The sequence below is a fragment of the Nonomuraea sp. NPDC049709 genome (assembly GCF_040674815.1).
In the GTDB taxonomy this organism is placed as follows: Bacteria; Actinomycetota; Actinomycetes; order Streptosporangiales; family Streptosporangiaceae; genus Nonomuraea.
This window is the reverse complement of the sequence record NZ_JBFANM010000014.1, coordinates 39,191-56,871: the sequence shown is the minus strand read 5'-3', so window position 1 is coordinate 56,871 and position 17,681 is coordinate 39,191. Positions and strand designations below refer to the sequence as shown.

Below are 17,681 nucleotides of genomic sequence, written 5' to 3'. Positions count from 1 at the left end.
AAGGTGGAAGCATGACGACGCCTCGCGTGCCACTGGCCGAGACCGATGTCGATGACCACGAGCGGGTGACCCACAACGGCGAGTTGTTCACCGGTGTCGCCACCGAAACCGGCCCCGACGGGACGCTACTGGGAGAGACCCGATACACCCATGGCATCCTGAACGGCCCGGCCCGCGCTTTCTGGCCGGATCAGACGCTCAGGCTGGAGTCCGTCTACGAAGGCGGCTTCCCGGTCCTGCACAGGGAGTGGCACCGCAACGGCCGGCTCGCTCTCGAAAGGCACCTCAGAGGCGGCGGCGAGCTGGTCGGCGAGCAACGATGGGACGAGGACGGGAACCCTGTCTCCCACCCATGAACGTCGCCCACCCATGAACGTCTTCCACCCATGAACGTCTTCCACCCATGAAGGTCTCGCGCCCATGAAGGTCTCGCGCCCATGAACGTCGAGGACCTGCGCCGCGCGCTCGCCACGGCCGGCATCCCCCCGGACCGGCACCGGATCCTGGACCGCCCGGCCGACGACGCCTGGTGTCTCACCCGGACCAAGCAGGCGTGGAAGGTGTTCTATCGCCACCGCGGCCAGACGTTCTACCCGCGGCGGTTCAAGGACGAGAGCGCGGCCTGCCACCACCTCTACGACCAGCTGGCCCGCCCCGCGGACGGCACGGCGGCCGGGTTGCGGGCCGCGCTCCTGCGGCGAGGCGCCAGCCCCTGCGACTTCCGGGTCATGGAGCAGCCCGGCGAGAGCACCTGGTGCATCCGGAGGCAGGGCCAGGTCTGGCAGGTCTTCTTCTTCGAACGCGGCGGCAAGCGCGACCTGCGGCGGTTCACCGACGAGGTCATCGCCTGCGACCATCTCTCGGCCCAGCTCTTCGGCGGGTGACGCTCAGGCGGGCCGGTGGAAGGTGGCCCGCCAGCGATGCCGTTCCCCGTCGCGCAGGTCCTCGATCTCCCCCGCCTCCAGCCCGTCGCCCGCGAACGCCTCGATCTCGGACGGGGTCAGCGGCCAGGGCGGCGCGAACACCGGCCCGCCCTCCTCCCGGCCCGACGCGATCACGAGCAACGTGCCCCCGGGTCGGACGAACCCGGCGACGCCCGCGATGGCCCGCGCGTGCAGCGGCTCCGGCAGGGACTGCACGGTCATGATCTCCACCACCAGGTCGAACGCCCGCCGCCACGCCCCGGGCGGATCCAGCAGATCGGCGACCTGGTAGCTCACCCGGCTCCCGGGGAAGCGATCCCGGGCCAGCCGGACGGCCGACTCGCTCACGTCGAACGCCACCGTTTCATAGCCGAGCCCCGCCACGTGCTCGGCGTCGTCGCCCAGCCCGGCCCCCACGACCAGCGCCCGGCCGCTGCCGGGCGAGCCCCACTCCGCCAGCAGGGCGTGCGGGGTCCGCGAGTCCCACGGCACGATCGCGTCGCCGGTCGCGGACTCGGCGTAGAGGCGCTCGAACCAGCCGGTCGGGTCGCCGGCCGCCAGCGACTCGCCGGCCAGCCTGACGGCGTCGGCATCCGGGTCGCGTCCGCTCATCGCCCCTCCCAGCGGAAGCCCCCACGGCTCCCCTCGTTCGGCCCTCGCGGACAGTTCTACCAGGTCGGCCCGGTCGCCCAGGGCCCCGGCGAGCACGCGCTGAGCGAACACGTGTTCGCGCGCGCAGCCCCGGCGACCGCCGGCTCGACGACGTCCAGGTCCGTGGCGGGGCACCCCAGGAGCCAGGTCCTTCGTCAGCAGGATGCGTGAGATCCGCCCTCGGGTCAGCTGCAAGGCCCGCCCCCTTGAGATCCCGATGTCTGGGGTCAACGGCAGGAGAGCCCGATCACCCGGGCGTCACGCGTGGAAGGACTCCCTCGACATCCGCCGCAGCCGCGTCTCGTCGATGTCGTGCCCGAGCCCCGACTGCGTCAGCGGGACCGCGATGATCCCGGCGTTCGCCCCCACGATCGGCGTGACGATCTGGTTCTGCCGCGGCGGCTGCGTGACGTCGCACGGCAGCGTGCAGCCGGGCAGGCTGGCGACCGCCACCGTGGCCGCCCGGGCCAGCCCGGCCCCCTGGCCGCCCGTGCACTGGATGTCCCAGCCCGCCGCGGCGGCCCGGTCGTGCGCGCGCCTGGCCTCCGACAACGACGGGAACGAGGACGGCCGCAGCAGCAGGACCCGCGCCGCCCGCAGCGTCAGGTAGTCGTCCAGCTCGGCGGCCGAGCCGGCCTCGACCGCCACCGAGGCGGCCACCTGGTCCTGGAGCGAGGCGTGGGAGTGGGTGTCGGCGACCGGGAAGGGCCGCTCGATGACCTCGAGGCCGTAGGAGTCGAGGGCGACGAGCTGTTCGAGGTCGGTGTAGGCGTTGCCGCCGTCGACGGCCAGCGTCAGGGCAGGGTACGCCTGCCGCACCGCGCGTACGGGCTCCACGTCCCAGCCGGGCCGGACGTCCAGCGTGACGTGCCCGTAGCCGGCGCAGACCTGCTGGTTGACCCGGGCCACGAGGCTCTCCACGGACGGGTCGGGCGCCAGCCGCACAGTCGCTATGAGGGACGTACGGGTGCCGCCGATCGCCTCGGCGAGCGGCACCCCGCGCATCCGCGTCCACAGGTCCCAGCAGGCCATGTCCACCGCGGAGTCACCGCTCGGCACCTGGTCGGGGTGCTCCCAGTCGACCCCGATCAGCAGCGCGGCCAGCGACTCCTCCAGCCTGGACCAGGTCTTCGCCTGGGGCGCGGTGGCCTCGCCCCAGCCCGTCATCCCGCCGTGGTCGGTGAGCTTGACGAGCAGGCTCTCCGACCTCCTGCCGAATGGCAGGACCAGCCGGAAAACCTCAAGCTCCCGCACTCGCGGCATGTACCCCCCTTTTATGACGCGGTTTCCTCCATAGTGCCCGCTGCCGGGGAGTGCACAAAACGCGGGGCCAGGATGACGCCCAGAACGGCCAGCGCGACGCTGAAGGCAAGACCGGCCGCGTAGTTCTGCGCGGCGGCGGTGAACAGCGCGCCGCTGACCGCGACGGCCATGACGGTGAACACCGACTCACCCACGCCCACGGCCGCGCTGTTGTTGCCCTCCTCGCCCTCCTTGGACATCTCCAGCACCAGCACCGACACGGTGGGGTGCAGCGCGCCGATGCCGAGGCCGACGATGGCCATCGCCACGTACGCCACCGCGAGCGGCACGAAGTCGACAAGGACCAGGCTCACCATCGCGATCCCGAGGGCGATCAAGGCGGCGCCGCCCCGGATGGCCGTCATGTCGCTGATCAGGCCGCGCCCCTTGATCCAGGAGCCGGTGGACCAGCCGAGCGCCCCGACGGTCAGCACCACGCCCGCGGCGGTGGCGCTCAGGCCGCGCTCGTTCATCAGCATGAGCGGGATGAGCACCTCGGCCGCCGTGTACGAGCCGAAGGCCAGGCCGCGCAGCACGGGCCCCGTCGGCAGGCCGCGGGCGGCCCGGAGCGAGCCGGGCAGCAGCAGCTTGGGCAGGGCCGTGACCAGCAGGGCCGCGCCAACGACGAGCAGGGGCAGGCCGGCCAGCCCGAGCGCGCTGCCGTACTGGATCAGGGCGGCGGCGACGGCGGTCAGCGTGGCGTAGACGAGCTTGCGGCCGAGGCCGGAGGCGGGCTCCGTGGCGATGCTGCCGTCGACCTTGCCGGCGGTGCCGTGCCAGAGCAGCAACGCCGCCGGAATGACGATCACCGTGACGCCCAGGAAGATCCACCGCCAGTCGAGGTTCTCCACCACGAAACCGGCGATGGCGGGGCCGATCATGGAGGGCACCACCCAGGCCGCCGAGAACAGGGCGAACACCTTGGGATGCATCGCCGGCGGGTACACCCTGGCGACCAGCACGTACAGGGCGACCTGCGTGAATCCGGTGCCGATGCCCTGCACGAACCTGCCCGCCACGAACAGCTCCATGTTCGGCGCGAACCCGGCCAGCAGCAGCCCGGCCACGAACGCCGCCACACCGGCCGCGATGGGCTGGAGCGGCCCCCGTACGTCGCTCCACCGCCCGCCCAGCACCGTCGCGATCACACTGGCCGCCAAGGTGGCGCTGAAGGCCAGGTTGTACAGCGGCATGCCGCCGAGATCGCGCGCGACCACGGGCATTGCCGTGGCCACCGCCATCGCCTCGAATGCCTGCAACATGACCAGGGCGACCAGGCCGATGCTCAGCGCCCGGTACTGCGGGGACACCACGCCCGCCGCGGCTTTCTCAACAGTCGTCGTCGTCATGACGGAAAGCTATGGCGAAGCCCCGTCCGGCACATCGGGCGCGGGGCCTAGGGAATTGGGCCTAAGGCGGGTCCCAAGGCCGTCCTAGGACGTGGGCATGCGGGCCTGGATGCCGTCCAGCAGCAGTTCGAGGCCGTAGCGGAAGCGATCTTCGCCGTCGCCGGCGATCAGGTCGTCCACGTATTTGCTCACGTGCGGGAACCGGTCCGAGGGCAGCGCGCGGTAGTAGCCGGCGATCTGGCCGACGAACGCCTCGAAGTATTCCTGCTTGCTCTGCAGCCCGGCCGCGCGCATCCGCGCGTAGTGCAGGGAGCCCTCGTAGGCGTCGCCGACGATGTAGAGGGAGAGCCGGTCCATCGCCAGGGACGCCTCGCTCGGGGGCATCCCGGCCTCGATCAGCAGCCCGAAGAGGAACTCGCCGGCGCGGACCGAGTTCTCCCCCGACGGGATGTTGGCCAGCGCCGCCCTGGCCACGTCCGCGTGCGCGGCCAGCACGCGGTGCACCTCCATGGCGTACGTCCGCAGCTGCTCCTTCCAGCGGGCCGCGTCGCGCTCGGGCAGCCGGATCTCGCCGAGCACGCGGTCGTAGACCAGCTCGAGCAGCTCGTCCTTGCCGGCCACGTGCGCGTAGAGCGAGGCGGGGCCGGTGTCGAGCTCCTGGGCCACCCGTCTCATGCTCAGCGCGTCGAGGCCCTCGGCGTCGAGGATCCGCAGCCCGGTCTCGATGATCAGGTCCTGGCTGAGCTGCCGCTTGGGCTGCGCCGTCCGGCGCGCCTTGCGCCACGGGGGCGCGGGCACCTCGCTCCGACCGTCTTCCTTGCCATCCGCCATACGAACACTGTACTTGACACGAACACCGTTCGTCACTAAAACAGTGTTCGTGACGAACACCGTTCGTCCATAGAACACCGTTATGAAGGAGTTTGCCCATGACAGTCACCGCCTCAGCGGCGACGACCGAGGTCCAGCCCTATCGCTGGCGCTGGGTCGCCCTGTTCGTGATCCTGGCCGCCGAGGTCATGGATCTGCTCGACGCGCTCGTGACCACCATCGCCGCCCCCACGATCCAAAAGGAGCTGGGCGGCTCCGAGAGCCTCGTGCAGTGGCTCGGCGCCGGCTACACCCTGGCCATGGCCGTCGGCCTGATCACCGGTGGCCGGCTCGGCGACCTGTACGGCAGGAAGCGCATGTTCGTGATCGGCGCCTGCGGCTTCACCGCCGCCTCGCTGCTGTGCGGCATCTCGGTCAGCCCCGAGATGCTGATCGCCAGCCGGGTGTTGCAGGGCCTGTTCGGGGCCGTGCTGATCCCGCAGGGCCTGGGGCTGATCAAGGAGATGTTCCCGCCGCAGGAGCTGGGCAAGGCGTTCGGCATGTTCGGGCCGGTGATGACCATCTCCTCCGTCGGCGGGCCCGTCCTGGCCGGCTGGCTGGTGGACGCCGACTTCTTCGGCACGGGCTGGCGCATGATCTTCCTGATCAACCTGCCGATCGGCCTGGCCGCCGTGCTCGCCGCCCTGCGCTTCCTGCCCGAATACCGCCTGGCCAACGCCACCAGGCTCGACCTGCCCGGCGTGGCGCTCGTCTCGGCGGCCGCGTTCCTGCTGGTCTTCCCGCTGATCCAGGGCCGCGAGCTGGGCTGGCCGGCCTGGACGTTCGTCTCGATGGCCGCCTCGATCGTGATGTTCGCCGTCTTCGGCCGGTACGAGTCCCGCCGCGCCGCCTCCGGCCGCGACCCGCTGATCACGCCCACCCTGTTCCGCAAGCGGGCCTTCACCGGCGGGATGGTGGCCGGCCTGGCCTTCTTCTCCGGCATCATGGGCTTCGGCCTGGTCTTCAGCCTCTACACGCAGGCGGGGCTCGGCTTCACCCCGCTCGAGGCCGGCCTGACCGGGCTGCCCCAGGCGCTGGGCGGCGTCGTCGGCTTCGGCCTGGCCATGGCGGGGCTGCAGGAGAAGCTCGGTCGCGGCCTGCTGCAGATCGGCACCGTCGTGATGGCCGCCGGCGCCGCCGTGCTGGCGATGACCATCCACCTGGCCGGGATGGAGGTCGGCAGCTGGCAGCTCGCCCCCGGCCTGGCCCTGGTCGGCATCGGGATGGGCCTGACCATGGCGCCGTTCTTCGACATCGTGCTGGCCGGGGTCGAGCCGCACGAGTCCGGCTCCGCCTCGGGCACGCTGACCGGCGTCCAGCAGCTCGGCGGCGCGCTCGGCACCGCCGTGCTCGGCACGCTGTTCTTCAACCTGCTCGGCAGCGAATGGAGCTTCGGCTCCTCGATGCAGGCCACGGTGTGGGTCGAGGTGGGGCTGCTGGCTCTGACGTTCGCGCTGTCGTACCTGCTGCCCCGGCGGGCCAGGCCGGAACAGCAGGGTGCCTGACGGTCAGGGAGCGGCGTGGCGTTCGGCCCACCGGGCGATGTCGCGCCGCTCGATGGCGGCCGTCATCAGGTCGGGGAAGGCGTCGGGCGTGCACGCGAACGCGGGCACGCCCATCGCGGCCAGCGCGGCCGCGTTCTCGTGGTCGTAGAACGGCGCGCCCTCGTCGGACAGCGCGAGCAGCACGATCACCTGTACGCCGGCCTGCGTCATCGCCGCCACCCTGCGCAGCATCTCCTGCCTGACGCCGCCCTCGTACAGGTCGCTGATCAGGATGAAGATCGAGTTGGCCGGCCGGGTGATGAGCCCCTGGCCGTAGGCGATGGCCCGGTTGATGTCGGTGCCGCCGCCGAGCTGGGTCCCGAACAGCAGCTCCACCGGATCGTGCAGCCGGTCGGTGAGGTCCACCACCGCCGTGTCGAACACCACGAGCGACGTCTTCAGCGACCGCATCGACGCCAGCACCGCCCCGAACACGCTCGAATAGACCACCGAGGCCGCCATCGACCCGCTCTGGTCGATGCACAGCACCACCTCGCGCTGCACCGACCGCTGCCTGCGCGCGTAGCCGACGAGCCGGGAGGGGACGACGGTGTTCCGCTCGGGCAGGTAGTTCTTGAGGTTCGCCCTGATCGTCCGGTCCCAGTCGATGTCGGCCACCCGCTTGGGGCGGTGGGTCCTGGCCGAGCGGTCGAGCGCGCCGGTCACGGCCGCCCTGGTCTTCTGGGCGAGCCGGCGCTCCAGCTCCGTCACCACCTTGCGCACCAGGGCCCGGGCGGATTCGCGGGCCTGGTCGGGCATCACCTTGTTGAGCGCGAGCAGGGTGCCGACCAGGTGCACGTCCGGCTCCACGGCCTCGAGCATCTCCGGCTCCAGCAGGAGCCTGGTGAGGTTCAGCCGCTCGATCGCGTCCTTCTGCATGACCTGGACGACGGTGGCGGGGAAGTATGTACGGATGTCGCCCAGCCAGCGCGCCACCCGCGGGGCCGACGCGCCCAGCCCGCCCTCCCGTCCCCCGCTCCGCGTGCCGTCGGGCCCGCCCTGGTCGTAGACGGCGGCCAGCGCCGCGTCCATCTGCGCGTCCACGCCCTCCAGCCCGCACCCGGTGCCGTCGGCGGACCCGCCGCCCAGCACCAGCCGCCAGCGCCGCATCCGCTCGTCCGCCCCACTCATCCGCCCGCCCTTCCGATGATCGACAGGACCGTCGCGACGGCCGCCGCCGCGCGCCGCTCGTCCACGTCCGGCTCCGCTGCCCCGTCGTCGTGGCCGGCCGAGCGCAGCCGCTCGCCGACGGCCCGGCGCTCCGGCGCGGCGAACGCCCCGAACGTACGGCGCAGCAGCGGGAGCACGTCGGTGAACTGCTCGCCGGACAGCCCCGTCAGCCACCCGTCGACCAGGCTCAGCAGGCGCGGGTCGTGCACCAGCAGCAGCCCGCCCCCGGCCAGGAACCCCTCCACCCACGCCGCCGCCCGCGCCGGCGCCTGCCCTCGGGACATGGCCCTGGACATGCGGTCACCGGCGTCGTCGAGCTCGCCGGAGTCCAGCAGGATCCTGGTGAACCGGCCCTCGATCAGCCCGTGCAGGTCCTGCCGGTCGCTGATGCCGCGCAACGTGCCCAGCCACCGGCTGCGGGGCGACGCCTCCTCCCGCACGCCGTCGGACAGCAGGGCGACCGCGGAGTGCACCGCGTCGACGTGCTTGAGCAGGTCGGCCGCCGCGTCGTCGTCCAGCCCCGTCACCGCCACCGGCAGGCCGACGCAGATCCGCTCCAGCATCGAGCGCACGATCACCGCCAGCCCCTCCGCCGGCGTGCCGCGCACGTCGCCGTACCGGTGGGCGCGCACCATCGCGGGCAGCGCCGCCATCAGGTGCGTGACGTCGGTGTCGAGCGCGGCCTTGGCCGACAGCGCCGCCAGCACCTCGGGCAGCGCCGGCGGAAGCTCGGCCAGTAGGCACTGCTCCACCAGCGACGTCAGGTCCGCCAGCGCCGCGGACTCGGCCGCCGCCAGGTCCCTGGCCCGCTGCGCGGCCGCGGCGGCCACGGTGGTGCCGAGCGCGGCGTGCTCGATGAGCGCCAGGTCGTGCTCGGGCCGCCACTGCAGCGTCCACGTCTCCCTGAACGTGCCCTTCCCCCGGGCCTGCCCCGGCGTGCCCCAGCCCACCCCGAGCAGCCGCAGCCGGTGCAGCAGGTGGCTGCGGTCGAGGTCGAGGGGCTTGCGCAGGTCGAGGTCGATCTCCCGGTCGAGCGCCTCGGGCTTGAGCTTCAGCCGCCGCTGCTGCTCGCGCAGGTCCCGCTGGAGCGGCACCATCGGGGTGCCGTCGGAGACGTGGCCGAGCCGGTCGCCCACGACCATGCGCCGCTGGATCAGCTCCACCGCCAGGTCGTCGCCCTCGCACAGCACGGCCCTGGCGGCCTCGGTGACCTCGCCCAGACCGGCCAGCGGCCGGCCGCGCAGGGTGGCCAGGCTCTCGGCCAGGCGTACGGACTCGATGACGTGCGCGGACGACACGGGCAACCCCTCGTCGCGCAGCACCGCGGCGGCGCCGGCCAGCCAGCGCTCCACGGGCCGGTCGGGGGCGTCGAACAGGTGGTGGTACCAGCCCGGCGAGGTGATCCCCGCGCCGTACCCGCTCCACGAGGCCAGCCGCCCGTACGTCCACGGCACCCACGTCAGCTCCGCCTTCACCTTCGGCAGGCCGCGCAGGACGGCGTTGTCGGCCGTGACGGGCGGCAGCGGCCCGGCCAGCGCGGGCACGTGCCAGGCCCCGCAGATCACCGCGATCCGCCCGAAGCCGTGCTTGAGCGCCGCACGGAGGGTCTTACGCATGTACGCCTCGCGCCTGGCCTCCCGGCCGTCCGGCTCGTGGCCCTCGCGCACGGCGGCCATGGCCTCGGCGATCACCTCGAACGGCGTGTCACCGCCCCGGTGCTCGACGACGTCCTCCCACCAGCGCTCCGGATCGTCGTACCCGGCCGCGCGGGCGAGCGCCCCGATGGGATCGACCCGCAGCCCGGAAGGCTCTTCACCGTCCTCGGCCCGCCCGCCGGCAGCATCGTCGCCGTCCTCGGCCCGCAGGCCGGCAGCGTCGTCGCCGTCATCGGCCAGGGAGTGGGCGGCGGGCAGGTCGCAGAAGCGCACGGGGACGCCGGCCGACGTGGCGTACATGATCGCCTGCCACTCCGGCGAGAACGCGGCGAACGGCCAGAATGCGGCCTTGGCCGGCTCCCCCGGCACGTGCGCGAGCAGCGCGACCGGCGGCTCCAGCTCGGGTGTGAGGGAGACCAGGCCGTCGGCCTCGGGCGGGCCCTCGATGAGGATCACGTCGGGGCGCAGGCGTTCGAGCTCCCGGCGCACGGCCCGCGCCGAGCCGGGGCCGTGGTGGCGTACGCCCAGGACGGAGACGCTCATGACTCTTCGCGGCAGGCGCGGTAGAAGTCGCGCCAGTCGGAGCGCTCGCGGACCACGGTCTCCAGGTATTCGCGCCACACCACCCGGTCCGACACCGGCTCCTGCACCACCGCGCCGACGATCCCGGCGGCCACGTCGGAGGGCCGCAGCACGCCGTCGCCGAAGTGCGCGGCCAGGGCGATGCCGCTGGTCAGGACCGAGATGGCCTCGGCCGTGGACAGGGTGCCGCTGGGCGACTTGACCTTGGTGCGGCCGTCCTCGGTGACGCCGGTGCGCAGCTCCCTGAACACCGTCACCACGCGCCGGATCTCGGCCAGCCCCGTCGTCGTCTCCGGCAGCGCCAGCGCGCGGCCCAGCTGGGCGACCCGGCGCGCGACGATGTCCACCTCCTCCTCGGCGGTGGCCGGGACCGGCAGCACGACGGTGTTGAAGCGGCGGCGCAGCGCGCTGGACAGCTCGTTGACGCCCCGGTCACGGTCGTTGGCCGTGGCGATCACGTTGAACCCGCGCTCGGCCTGGACCTCGCGGTTGAGCTCGGGGATCGGCAGCGTCTTCTCCGACAGCACGGTGATCAGGGCGTCCTGCACGTCGGACGGCATGCGGGTGAGCTCCTCGACCCGGGCGATGCGGCCCTCGGCCATGGCCCGCATCACCGGCGACGGGGTCAGCGCCTCGATCGAGGGGCCCTCGGCCAGGAGCCTGGCGTAGTTCCAGCCGTACCGGATGGCCTCCTCGGCGGTACCGGCCGTGCCCTGCACCAGCAGCGTCGAGTCGCCGCTGATGGCGGCGGCCAGGTGCTCCGACAGCCACGTCTTCGCGGTGCCGGGCACGCCGAGCAGCAGCAGCGCGCGGTCGGTGGCCAGGGTGGCGACGGCGACCTCGACGATGCGCCGCGCGCCCACGTATTTGGGGGTGATGCGCTCGCCGTCGCCCAGGATGTACGTGGTCACGGCCCACGGCGACAACTTCCAGCCCGGCGGCCTGGGCCGGTCGTCGTCCTTGGCCAGGACGGCCAGCTCCTCGGCGTACTGGTCTTCCGCGTGCGGGCGCAGAACGGTCATAGGGAAAGCTCCTTGTACATGTCAGCACGAAAACGCAGCAGGGCGGCGACCTGCTGGATGGGCTCGACCGGCGAGTAGCTCTCGGCCAGCGGGAACAGGGCGGGGTCGATGTGCTCGCCCGCCAGCTTGACCAGCTCGCCGAGGTTCCACGGCTGCGTGGTGGCCACCTTCACGATCTTGCGAAGGACGGCCGTGGCCAGGCCCTCGCGCCAGTGGGACGACACGCCGCCGAGCACCATGATCAACTGGCTGTCCAGGTCGTGGTTCTGCACGAACCTCGCGGCCAGCTCCTGCTGCTCGTCCGGCGGCAACGACTCGAGCAGGTCGGCGATCGGGTCCCAGTCGAACATCGCCCGCGCCCACTCGGGGTCCTTCTGCAGCACGGCGGCGCGTACCCAGGCCGCCTTCACCTCGGCGTCCCAGTCGGGGATCTTCAGCTTGAGCAGCAGGGCGGGCGGGCGGTCCCACACCGACAGCGGGGCGCGGGCGATGATCTGCTGCAGCCACCAGGCGCGCTCACCGATGCCCCGGGGCGGCTTCGGGCGCACGCCGTCGCGTTCCATCGCCTTGTCACAGGCAGTGGGGGCCTCGATGGCGATGACGTCACCGGTGCCCTCCCGCCGGATCGTCACGCAGGCGCGCACCCGCTCGGCCATGCGCTGCGACATGCGCGACCCGGGCAGGCGGGTGAGGAGGTTGGCGGCGGTCTGGCGTACTTCCCTGCGGCGGTCGTCGAGCGCCTGCTCCAGGAACGGCTCGTCCGCCATGCTGAGCCCCTCGGCCAGCACTTCCGCGAACTCGGCCCGGTCGTCGGGCGTCTCGCGCTCCCATGTGCTCTCCAGCAGCCGCCGGGCCTGGGCGGGGTCGGCCGCCCTGAGCGCGCGCAGATGCGCCCGCCGGTCGGCGGCACCGCCCAGCTCCCACGTCTCGCCCGTGGGCTCCTCCAGCAGATAGTCCCAGGCGGGGTTGAGCCCGGCCAGCCAGCGGCCGCGCTGCCCGGCCAGGACGCCGAGATGCACCCTGATCGAACGGTCGCGCCGGCCGCGTTCGAGCAGCTCGGGCAGCACGTAGGCGGGCACCCTACGGCCGGTGGCGGCGGCCGCGGCCAGCCATTCGGGAAGCAGCCGCTCGTGCTCGCCGCCCAGGATCCGGCCGAGCCGCTCGGCCGCCCGCCGCCCCACCGCCGCCCGCTCCTCGGCAGGCGCGCTCCCCTGCCCTTCAGCCCCGGCCTCAACCTCCTCGGCGGACGCGCTCCCTTGCCCTTCAGCTCGGGCTTCAACCTCCTCGGCGGACGCGCTCCGCTGCGCCCCCGTCCCGGCCACGCGCCGTCCCGCCCGCCGCCTCGCCACCTCGACGGCGGCCGCCTCCAGCAGGTCACCTCCCTGGTACGGCCGCCGGTCGGTGCCGACGAGCGCCGTGGACGCCAGCTTGTCCCAGCCGGTCACAGGATCACCGCCGTTCCTTCGTCGTCCCAGGTTGTCAGGGGTCGCACGCCTTGGGGGGTCCATTCGACCGCCACGGTGACCGGGTGCCCTCCGGAGACGGCGATCAGCCGCCAGGGGTCCTGGCAGCGGGGGTGCAGAGGAAGGCCGCCGACGGAGGTCCGGTCGGGGACCACTCCGGCCAGCACGAGCGGCCAGGACTCGGTCCACGGATCCTCGGCCAGCGCCCGCGCCACCTCATCAAGCCCTTCCTCCGGCGAAACCCCGGGCGGCACGGCACGCGGCACGGCGGGGACCTGTGCGACGGAAGGCACCCCGGCGGCGACTCGCCCCTCTGGCGATGACGCGGCGGGAGCCGACCCTGCGGCGCCGCCTCCCTCTTCGGAGGCCGACGCGGCGCGAGACACGACCCCGCCCGGCATCGCCGGGACCTGTGCGGTGGCAGGCAGGGCGGTGGTGGGAGGCAGTCCGGTGGCGGTTTGTCCCTCGGGAGGCGCCGCACCCGGAGACGGCGCCCCCTGGGACCCCGCTGCCCGTGACGGCGCGGCTGGGGGGTCCGTTGGTGGGGACGGGTCGGGGGTGGGTGGGTGCCAGGGGGCGGTGCCGTGGCGGGTTGCGACCAGGGCGCGCAAGGGGGCGGCGCCCGGGTAGAACGTGAGGTCGGCGTCGATCGTGGTGCCCGTCACCAGGGAGGCGTCCAGCGGCTGCCCCTGTGGTGCGAACGACAGGATGAGGGCGGGCCTGCCGGTGCGGCGGCCCCGCAGCCAGACGCGGCGCGCCGTCAGCCGGTCCTGCGCCTCGTCGCGCCTGCCCAGGACGTCCCAGTGGTCGCGCACCGGCGGCCCGGCCAGCACCTCTTCCCTGGTGACGGGGAACCCGGCGCGGATGAGAACGGTCTGTGCGAGGGGCTTCGGCAGCTCGGCCCGCCGCCGGTAGGCGATGGCAAGCAGGTTGATCAGGGCGTATTCCTCCAGCAGCCGCCCCGGCCAGCCCTCCTCGGCCCGCACCCGGGACAGCCGGGACACGACGCCCGCCACGCCCGGGGCCTGGGCGTCGATGAGGCGCTTGGCCAGGCCGTCCCAGTCGTGCTCGGCCGCTCCCGCCAGTCCCTGGCGCACCTGGTCGGCCAGCCACCGCTCCAGCTCGGCCAGCCCGGCGGCGACCCGCGAGTGACGTACGGACTCACCCCGGCCGCCTGCCGAGATCCCGTTCGCCCCGCCGGCCCCGATCCCTGCCCCAACGCCTCGTCCCGGCGCACCCGGGCCCGAACCCGATCCCTCAGCGCCGAGCGCGCCCGGGGCCGACGGGTCGGCGCCCGAGGAGTCCAGGCCCGGCGCGCCCGTCTCGCCGAGGGTCGCCCGGCCGACCGCGTCGCCGGGCCCGGCGTCCCCAGCTTCGGCTCCCCCTGCCCCGGCTCCCCCTGCCCCGGTGCCCCGGGCTCCGGTGCCCCCGGCTCCGGTGCCGCCGGCTTCGAGGGCGGCGGTCTCGGCGGCCTTGGCGCGGGCGGCTTCGAGGCGGGCGGCCGACTTCTCGGCGCGCTCGGCCCGCCCTTCCAGCCATTCCGTCACCCACTGCGGCGCCGCCTCCTGGACCGGGACCGCGTCGGCGGACCACAGGAGCAGCAGCCCGAGCGCATGCTTGCACGGGAACTTCCGGCTCGGGCAGCTGCACCGGTATGCGGGCTCGGTCAGGTCGACGCACGCAAGGTAGGGCTTGGCGCCGCTGCCCTTGCACTCGCCGTACAGGACCGTGCCTGTCGTGCCGCGTAACGACCACTTCCCTGGCGCTGCCACCCCCTGCGCCGCCTTCTGGGACGGCGCGTCGGGGGCGAGGGCGAACACCTGATCGCGGCTCCACCGTTCCGTCACCTGCCGCAGACTAGCCAGCCCGACCGACAGTTCGCGGCCGGTCAGGGGAGATCAGCCGGCGGACCCGACGCGGCAGGTTCCGACGGGTCAGCCGGCGGTCACCTCCGCCGCCGACAAGTACGAGCCGCCGCTGGCCCTGGTGCCCTCCAGCCGCACGTAACGGGCGTCCACGGCCGGGAACGTGGCCGTCTTCAGCCGGGCGTCGCCGGCCCACGTGCCGCCCGCGACCTCCGTGAAGGTCTGGCCGTCCGTGCTGACGTACACCTTGTAGTCCAGGATCGTGCCGTTCAGGTTGCCGTCGAAGCGGGGCTGGTAGCCGACGTTGCCGACCTGCTTGACCTCCCCCAGGTTGAGGGTGATCGACTGCGGGAGCGGGGTGGGCGGCGAGTACTCCGAGTGCCAGAACGTGGCGATGTCCCCGTCCACGGCGCGCTCGGGGCCGAAGCCGGCGTGGAAGCTGCTGGCGTACACCTTCGGCTCCGTGCACGTCTCCGTGACCGTGACCGGCACCTCCGTGCTCTCGTCCCCGACGCGCACGGTGATCCGGTGCTCCCCGGGCGGGGTGTCCCTGGGGGCGGTGATCTTGATGGTGGCGGTGGTGGCCTGACCGGCGGGCGCGTCCAGGGTCGCGGTGGCGGGGGTCGCGGTGAGCGGCGCGGCGGCCGTCACCGTGAGCGGCCTGGAGAGCGCGTCGCCGGTGTTGTTGACGATCCTCGCCGCCACCTCCGCCTGGCGTACGGCCAGCTCGCAGTGGTCCAGCGCGATCCGGCTCGGCGTGACCGTCTGCTGGACCGGCTGCCCGGCGGCCAGCAGCGCCCAGCCGAACGGGACGTCGGCGTAGTACGCCGAGCGGCAGTCCCGGGGCGCCGAGCGGGGCCGGCCGGCGTCGAAGTGCGGCTTGCACGAGGCGCGGTCGGGCAGGTCGGCGTCGTACGCCGTGTCCAGCCCGGCCGCGAGCACCTGCCCGCGGGCGAACAGGTAGCCGCTGTGGCTGCGGCTCTGCGCGTCGGCCTTGTCGAACAGCGCGTCACTGTACGCCTTCGGCCCCGTGAGATCCGCCCAGAACGCCTGGGGCGCGCACCCGATGGTCTGGTCGGTGCTCGGCACGGCGCAGCGGGCCGCGCGGAAGTCGCCCCCCAGCACCGTGACCTGCCCCTGCGGGAACTTGGCGCCCGCCAGGGCCGTGTACGCGGCCGTCGCCGTGGCCGGGTCGCCGCCCGGGTGGACGGCGAGCAGCGGCACCTGGAGGCTGCCGTCGCGCTTGGCCGCCCCCGTGTACGCCTGGTCCTCGTCCTGCACGCGCTCGTACCCGGTGGGCCGGGCCGCGGTCATGGTGTCGGCGTTCAGGATGATCGCGGTCTCGCGTACGGAGCCGTCGGCCTGGAACGCCGAGCGCTCCCCCGCCACCTCGACCCGGTAGCGGTACCCCAGGGCCCGGCTCAGGCTGGTGGCCAGGCGGCGGGCGCCGGGGCCGAGGAGCTCGTTGAGCACCAGGGCATCGGGGGCGGCGGGCAGCTCGGCGGCCAGCCGGGCGGCGAAGTTGTCCAGGTCGGTGGTGTCGGCGGCGTCGGCCGGGCGTACCGAGTCCTGGAGATCGGCCTGCACCACGAGCACCTGACCGGCGGGGGTCCTGGGCAGCTCGGGGGCGGTGGTGGAGCCGGCCGCGGGCACGGCGCCCAGGGGGACGAGGGCGAAGGCGGCGGCGAAGTAGAGGGATTTCTTCATCACGCGTCCTGGAGGGCGGGCCGGCCTGACTCGACGACGAACGACTTGCGTACGGAGGCGGTGCCGTCGGGCGTGGTGACCTTGTCCACGACCACGTAGTCGGCCCGCATGGTGTCCTTGGCGAGGCGGCAGCGGATGTAGCCGCGCTGGTTGTTGAAGAACTTCAGGTGCGGGTTGGCCGCCAGCCACTCGGCCCCGCCGGCGGTGGTGTCGGAGCCGTTGCCGCCGGAGGTGATCGAGGTGCCGAGAAACTCGACGCCCACGGTCGGGGAGTCTGGATCGGCGAAGTCGGCCTTGAGCTCGGCGGCGCAGTTGACGTGCGCGTCGCCGGTGATCACGACCGGGTTGGCGACCTTCCGCTGGGTGATGCCGGCCCACAGGCGGTCGCGCTCGGCCGCGTACCCGTCCCAGGTGTCGGGGTTGAGCTGCTGCAGCCCGGGGTCGGTGAGCCGGTCGAGCTGGAACATCATCACCTGGTTGGCCAGGACGTTCCACGTGCTGCGGGAGCGGCCCAGGCCGTCGAGCAGCCAGGCGGCCTGCTGCTCGCCGAGCATGGTGCGGCTCGGGTCGAGGCGGGCCGTGACGTCGGCGGGGCTGCGGAACTGCCGCTCGTCCAGGACGTGGAACGTGGCCAGCCGGCCGTACGGGATGCGCTGGTACATCGGCATGTCCGGCCCCACGGGCAGGGCCGAGGGGCGCATCGGCTGGTTCTCGAAGCAGGCGCGGAAGGCGGCGGCGCGGCGGCGCAGGAAGTTCTCGGGGGTGCCGCCGGTGGGCGACAGGTCGGCGCCCCAGTTGTCCTCGACGTCGTGGTCGTCCAGCGCGAAGAACCAGGGCGCGACCGCGCGGGCGGCCTGCAGGTCCGGGTCGGAGTTGACCAGGGCGTAACGCAGGCGGTACTGCGAGAGGGTCATGGTGGGCGCGTTGTGCGCGGCCGACAGCGACGTCTTGCGCTGGCCGCCCGTGGCGCCGATCGCCAGCTCGTAGATGTAGTCGCCCAGGTGGCCGATCAGGTCGAGGTCCTGGGCCGCCATGTCGCGGTAGGCGGTGTAGAACCCGCTCTCCCACTGCTGGCAGGAGGCGTACGCGAAGGAGACCTCGGTGTTCCAGCGGGGGTCGGGCGCGGTCTTCGTACGGCCGGTGCGGCTGGTCTCGTCGCCCACCGTGAAGCGGTACCAGTACTCGCGGCCGGGACGCAGCCCGTTCACCTCGACGTGGACGGCGTGGGCGAGCTCGGGACGGGCGGTGGCCACGCCCTTGCGCACCACGCGGCGCATGCCGTCGTCCTCGGCGATCTCCCACCGGACCGGCACGGGGACGCGCGGCATGCCGCCCATCCCGTCGTCGGCCAGCGGTTGCGTGGCGAGCCTGGTCCACAGCACGACGCCGTCGGGGCGGGGGTCGCCGGAGGAGACGCCTAACGTGAACGGGTTCGCGGACAGCGCGGGCGCCGGGTCGCTCACGCCGCCGGGCACCTGGCCCAGCGCGATGAGCCCGGCCACGCCGGTGGCGTACGTGAGCATCTGGCGCCGCGATGCCCTGCTGTCGAGCAGCGAACGCCATTGATCGGGTTTCACC

At 73.3% G+C, this 17,681-nt stretch carries 13 protein-coding genes and 1 pseudogene; 3 read left to right on the top strand and 11 right to left on the bottom strand.

The features are described from left to right. Nucleotides 1–11: 11 nt before the first annotated feature. Nucleotides 12–356, top strand: a complete 345-nt coding sequence (locus AB0J69_RS16075; protein ID WP_364117487.1) for a hypothetical protein — start codon at nucleotides 12–14, stop codon at nucleotides 354–356. A gap of 81 nt (nucleotides 357–437) precedes the next feature. After that, nucleotides 438–884, top strand: a complete 447-nt coding sequence (locus AB0J69_RS16070; RefSeq protein WP_364117485.1) for a hypothetical protein — start codon at nucleotides 438–440, stop codon at nucleotides 882–884. Nucleotides 885–887: 3 nt separating this feature from the next. Here the strand turns inward: AB0J69_RS16070 and AB0J69_RS16065 are convergent, their stop codons facing one another. The 4 genes from AB0J69_RS16065 to AB0J69_RS16050 all read right to left on the bottom strand — a co-directional run bounded on the left by AB0J69_RS16065 (nucleotide 888) and on the right by AB0J69_RS16050 (nucleotide 5,056). Then, nucleotides 888–1,535 (bottom strand): class I SAM-dependent methyltransferase, encoded by a 648-nt coding sequence (locus tag AB0J69_RS16065; RefSeq protein WP_364117483.1) that lies wholly within the window; start codon nucleotides 1,533–1,535, stop codon nucleotides 888–890. Between the two features lie 297 nt (nucleotides 1,536–1,832). Continuing rightward, nucleotides 1,833–2,837 (bottom strand): enolase C-terminal domain-like protein, encoded by a 1,005-nt coding sequence (locus AB0J69_RS16060; RefSeq protein WP_364117481.1) that lies wholly within the window; start codon nucleotides 2,835–2,837, stop codon nucleotides 1,833–1,835. Nucleotides 2,838–2,848: 11 nt separating this feature from the next. Next, complete coding sequence (locus tag AB0J69_RS16055; protein ID WP_364117479.1) at nucleotides 2,849–4,225, bottom strand: MFS transporter; 1,377 nt, start codon at nucleotides 4,223–4,225, stop codon at nucleotides 2,849–2,851. 84 nt (nucleotides 4,226–4,309) lie between these two features. Further along, entirely contained in the window at nucleotides 4,310–5,056 is a 747-nt protein-coding gene (locus tag AB0J69_RS16050) for a TetR/AcrR family transcriptional regulator (protein ID WP_364117478.1), read from the bottom strand. Nucleotides 5,057–5,154: 98 nt separating this feature from the next. Here AB0J69_RS16050 and AB0J69_RS16045 point away from each other — a divergent pair, with 98 nt between their 5' ends. Then, entirely contained in the window at nucleotides 5,155–6,600 is a 1,446-nt protein-coding gene (locus AB0J69_RS16045; RefSeq protein ID WP_364117476.1) for an MFS transporter, read from the top strand. A gap of 3 nt (nucleotides 6,601–6,603) precedes the next feature. Here the strand turns inward: AB0J69_RS16045 and AB0J69_RS16040 are convergent, their stop codons facing one another. The 7 genes and pseudogenes from AB0J69_RS16040 to AB0J69_RS16010 all read right to left on the bottom strand — a co-directional run bounded on the left by AB0J69_RS16040 (nucleotide 6,604) and on the right by AB0J69_RS16010 (nucleotide 17,680). Next, a complete protein-coding gene (locus AB0J69_RS16040; protein WP_364117474.1) occupies nucleotides 6,604–7,770 on the bottom strand; it encodes a VWA domain-containing protein in 1,167 nt (388 codons plus the stop codon). After that, nucleotides 7,767–10,007 carry a DUF5682 family protein gene (locus tag AB0J69_RS16035; protein ID WP_364117472.1) on the bottom strand — a complete coding sequence of 747 codons (2,241 nt, stop codon included), beginning with the start codon at nucleotides 10,005–10,007 and terminating at the stop codon, nucleotides 7,767–7,769. Before AB0J69_RS16035 ends, AB0J69_RS16040 begins: the two co-directional genes overlap by 4 nt. Then, entirely contained in the window at nucleotides 10,004–11,068 is a 1,065-nt protein-coding gene (locus tag AB0J69_RS16030) for an AAA family ATPase (RefSeq protein ID WP_364117470.1), read from the bottom strand. The genes AB0J69_RS16035 and AB0J69_RS16030 overlap by 4 nt, the downstream gene beginning before the upstream one ends. After that, complete coding sequence (locus tag AB0J69_RS16025) at nucleotides 11,065–12,513, bottom strand: DUF5691 domain-containing protein (protein ID WP_364117468.1); 1,449 nt, start codon at nucleotides 12,511–12,513, stop codon at nucleotides 11,065–11,067. The genes AB0J69_RS16030 and AB0J69_RS16025 overlap by 4 nt, the downstream gene beginning before the upstream one ends. A gap of 596 nt (nucleotides 12,514–13,109) precedes the next feature. Continuing rightward, nucleotides 13,110–14,351: pseudogene (locus AB0J69_RS16020) on the bottom strand (SWIM zinc finger family protein); the annotation flags it as partial. 114 nt (nucleotides 14,352–14,465) lie between these two features. Beyond that, nucleotides 14,466–16,103, bottom strand: a complete 1,638-nt coding sequence (locus AB0J69_RS16015; protein ID WP_364117466.1) for a discoidin domain-containing protein — start codon at nucleotides 16,101–16,103, stop codon at nucleotides 14,466–14,468. Further along, entirely contained in the window at nucleotides 16,103–17,680 is a 1,578-nt protein-coding gene (locus AB0J69_RS16010) for an alkaline phosphatase D family protein (protein ID WP_364117465.1), read from the bottom strand. Before AB0J69_RS16010 ends, AB0J69_RS16015 begins: the two co-directional genes overlap by 1 nt. Between the last annotated feature and the right edge of the window lies 1 nt (nucleotide 17,681).

Coding starts and splice junctions, on each gene's coding strand:
- AB0J69_RS16040 (WP_364117474.1), bottom strand. CDS start 7,770: ATGAGTGGGGCGGACGAGCGGATGCGGCGCTGGCGGCTGGTGCTGGGC.
- AB0J69_RS16075 (WP_364117487.1), top strand. CDS start 12: ATGACGACGCCTCGCGTGCCACTGGCCGAGACCGATGTCGATGACCAC.
- AB0J69_RS16055 (WP_364117479.1), bottom strand. CDS start 4,225: ATGACGACGACGACTGTTGAGAAAGCCGCGGCGGGCGTGGTGTCCCCG.
- AB0J69_RS16015 (WP_364117466.1), bottom strand. CDS start 16,103: ATGAAGAAATCCCTCTACTTCGCCGCCGCCTTCGCCCTCGTCCCCCTG.
- AB0J69_RS16050 (WP_364117478.1), bottom strand. CDS start 5,056: ATGGCGGATGGCAAGGAAGACGGTCGGAGCGAGGTGCCCGCGCCCCCG.
- AB0J69_RS16060 (WP_364117481.1), bottom strand. CDS start 2,837: ATGCCGCGAGTGCGGGAGCTTGAGGTTTTCCGGCTGGTCCTGCCATTC.
- AB0J69_RS16070 (WP_364117485.1), top strand. CDS start 438: ATGAACGTCGAGGACCTGCGCCGCGCGCTCGCCACGGCCGGCATCCCC.
- AB0J69_RS16035 (WP_364117472.1), bottom strand. CDS start 10,007: ATGAGCGTCTCCGTCCTGGGCGTACGCCACCACGGCCCCGGCTCGGCG.
- AB0J69_RS16065 (WP_364117483.1), bottom strand. CDS start 1,535: ATGAGCGGACGCGACCCGGATGCCGACGCCGTCAGGCTGGCCGGCGAG.
- AB0J69_RS16045 (WP_364117476.1), top strand. CDS start 5,155: ATGACAGTCACCGCCTCAGCGGCGACGACCGAGGTCCAGCCCTATCGC.
- AB0J69_RS16030 (WP_364117470.1), bottom strand. CDS start 11,068: ATGACCGTTCTGCGCCCGCACGCGGAAGACCAGTACGCCGAGGAGCTG.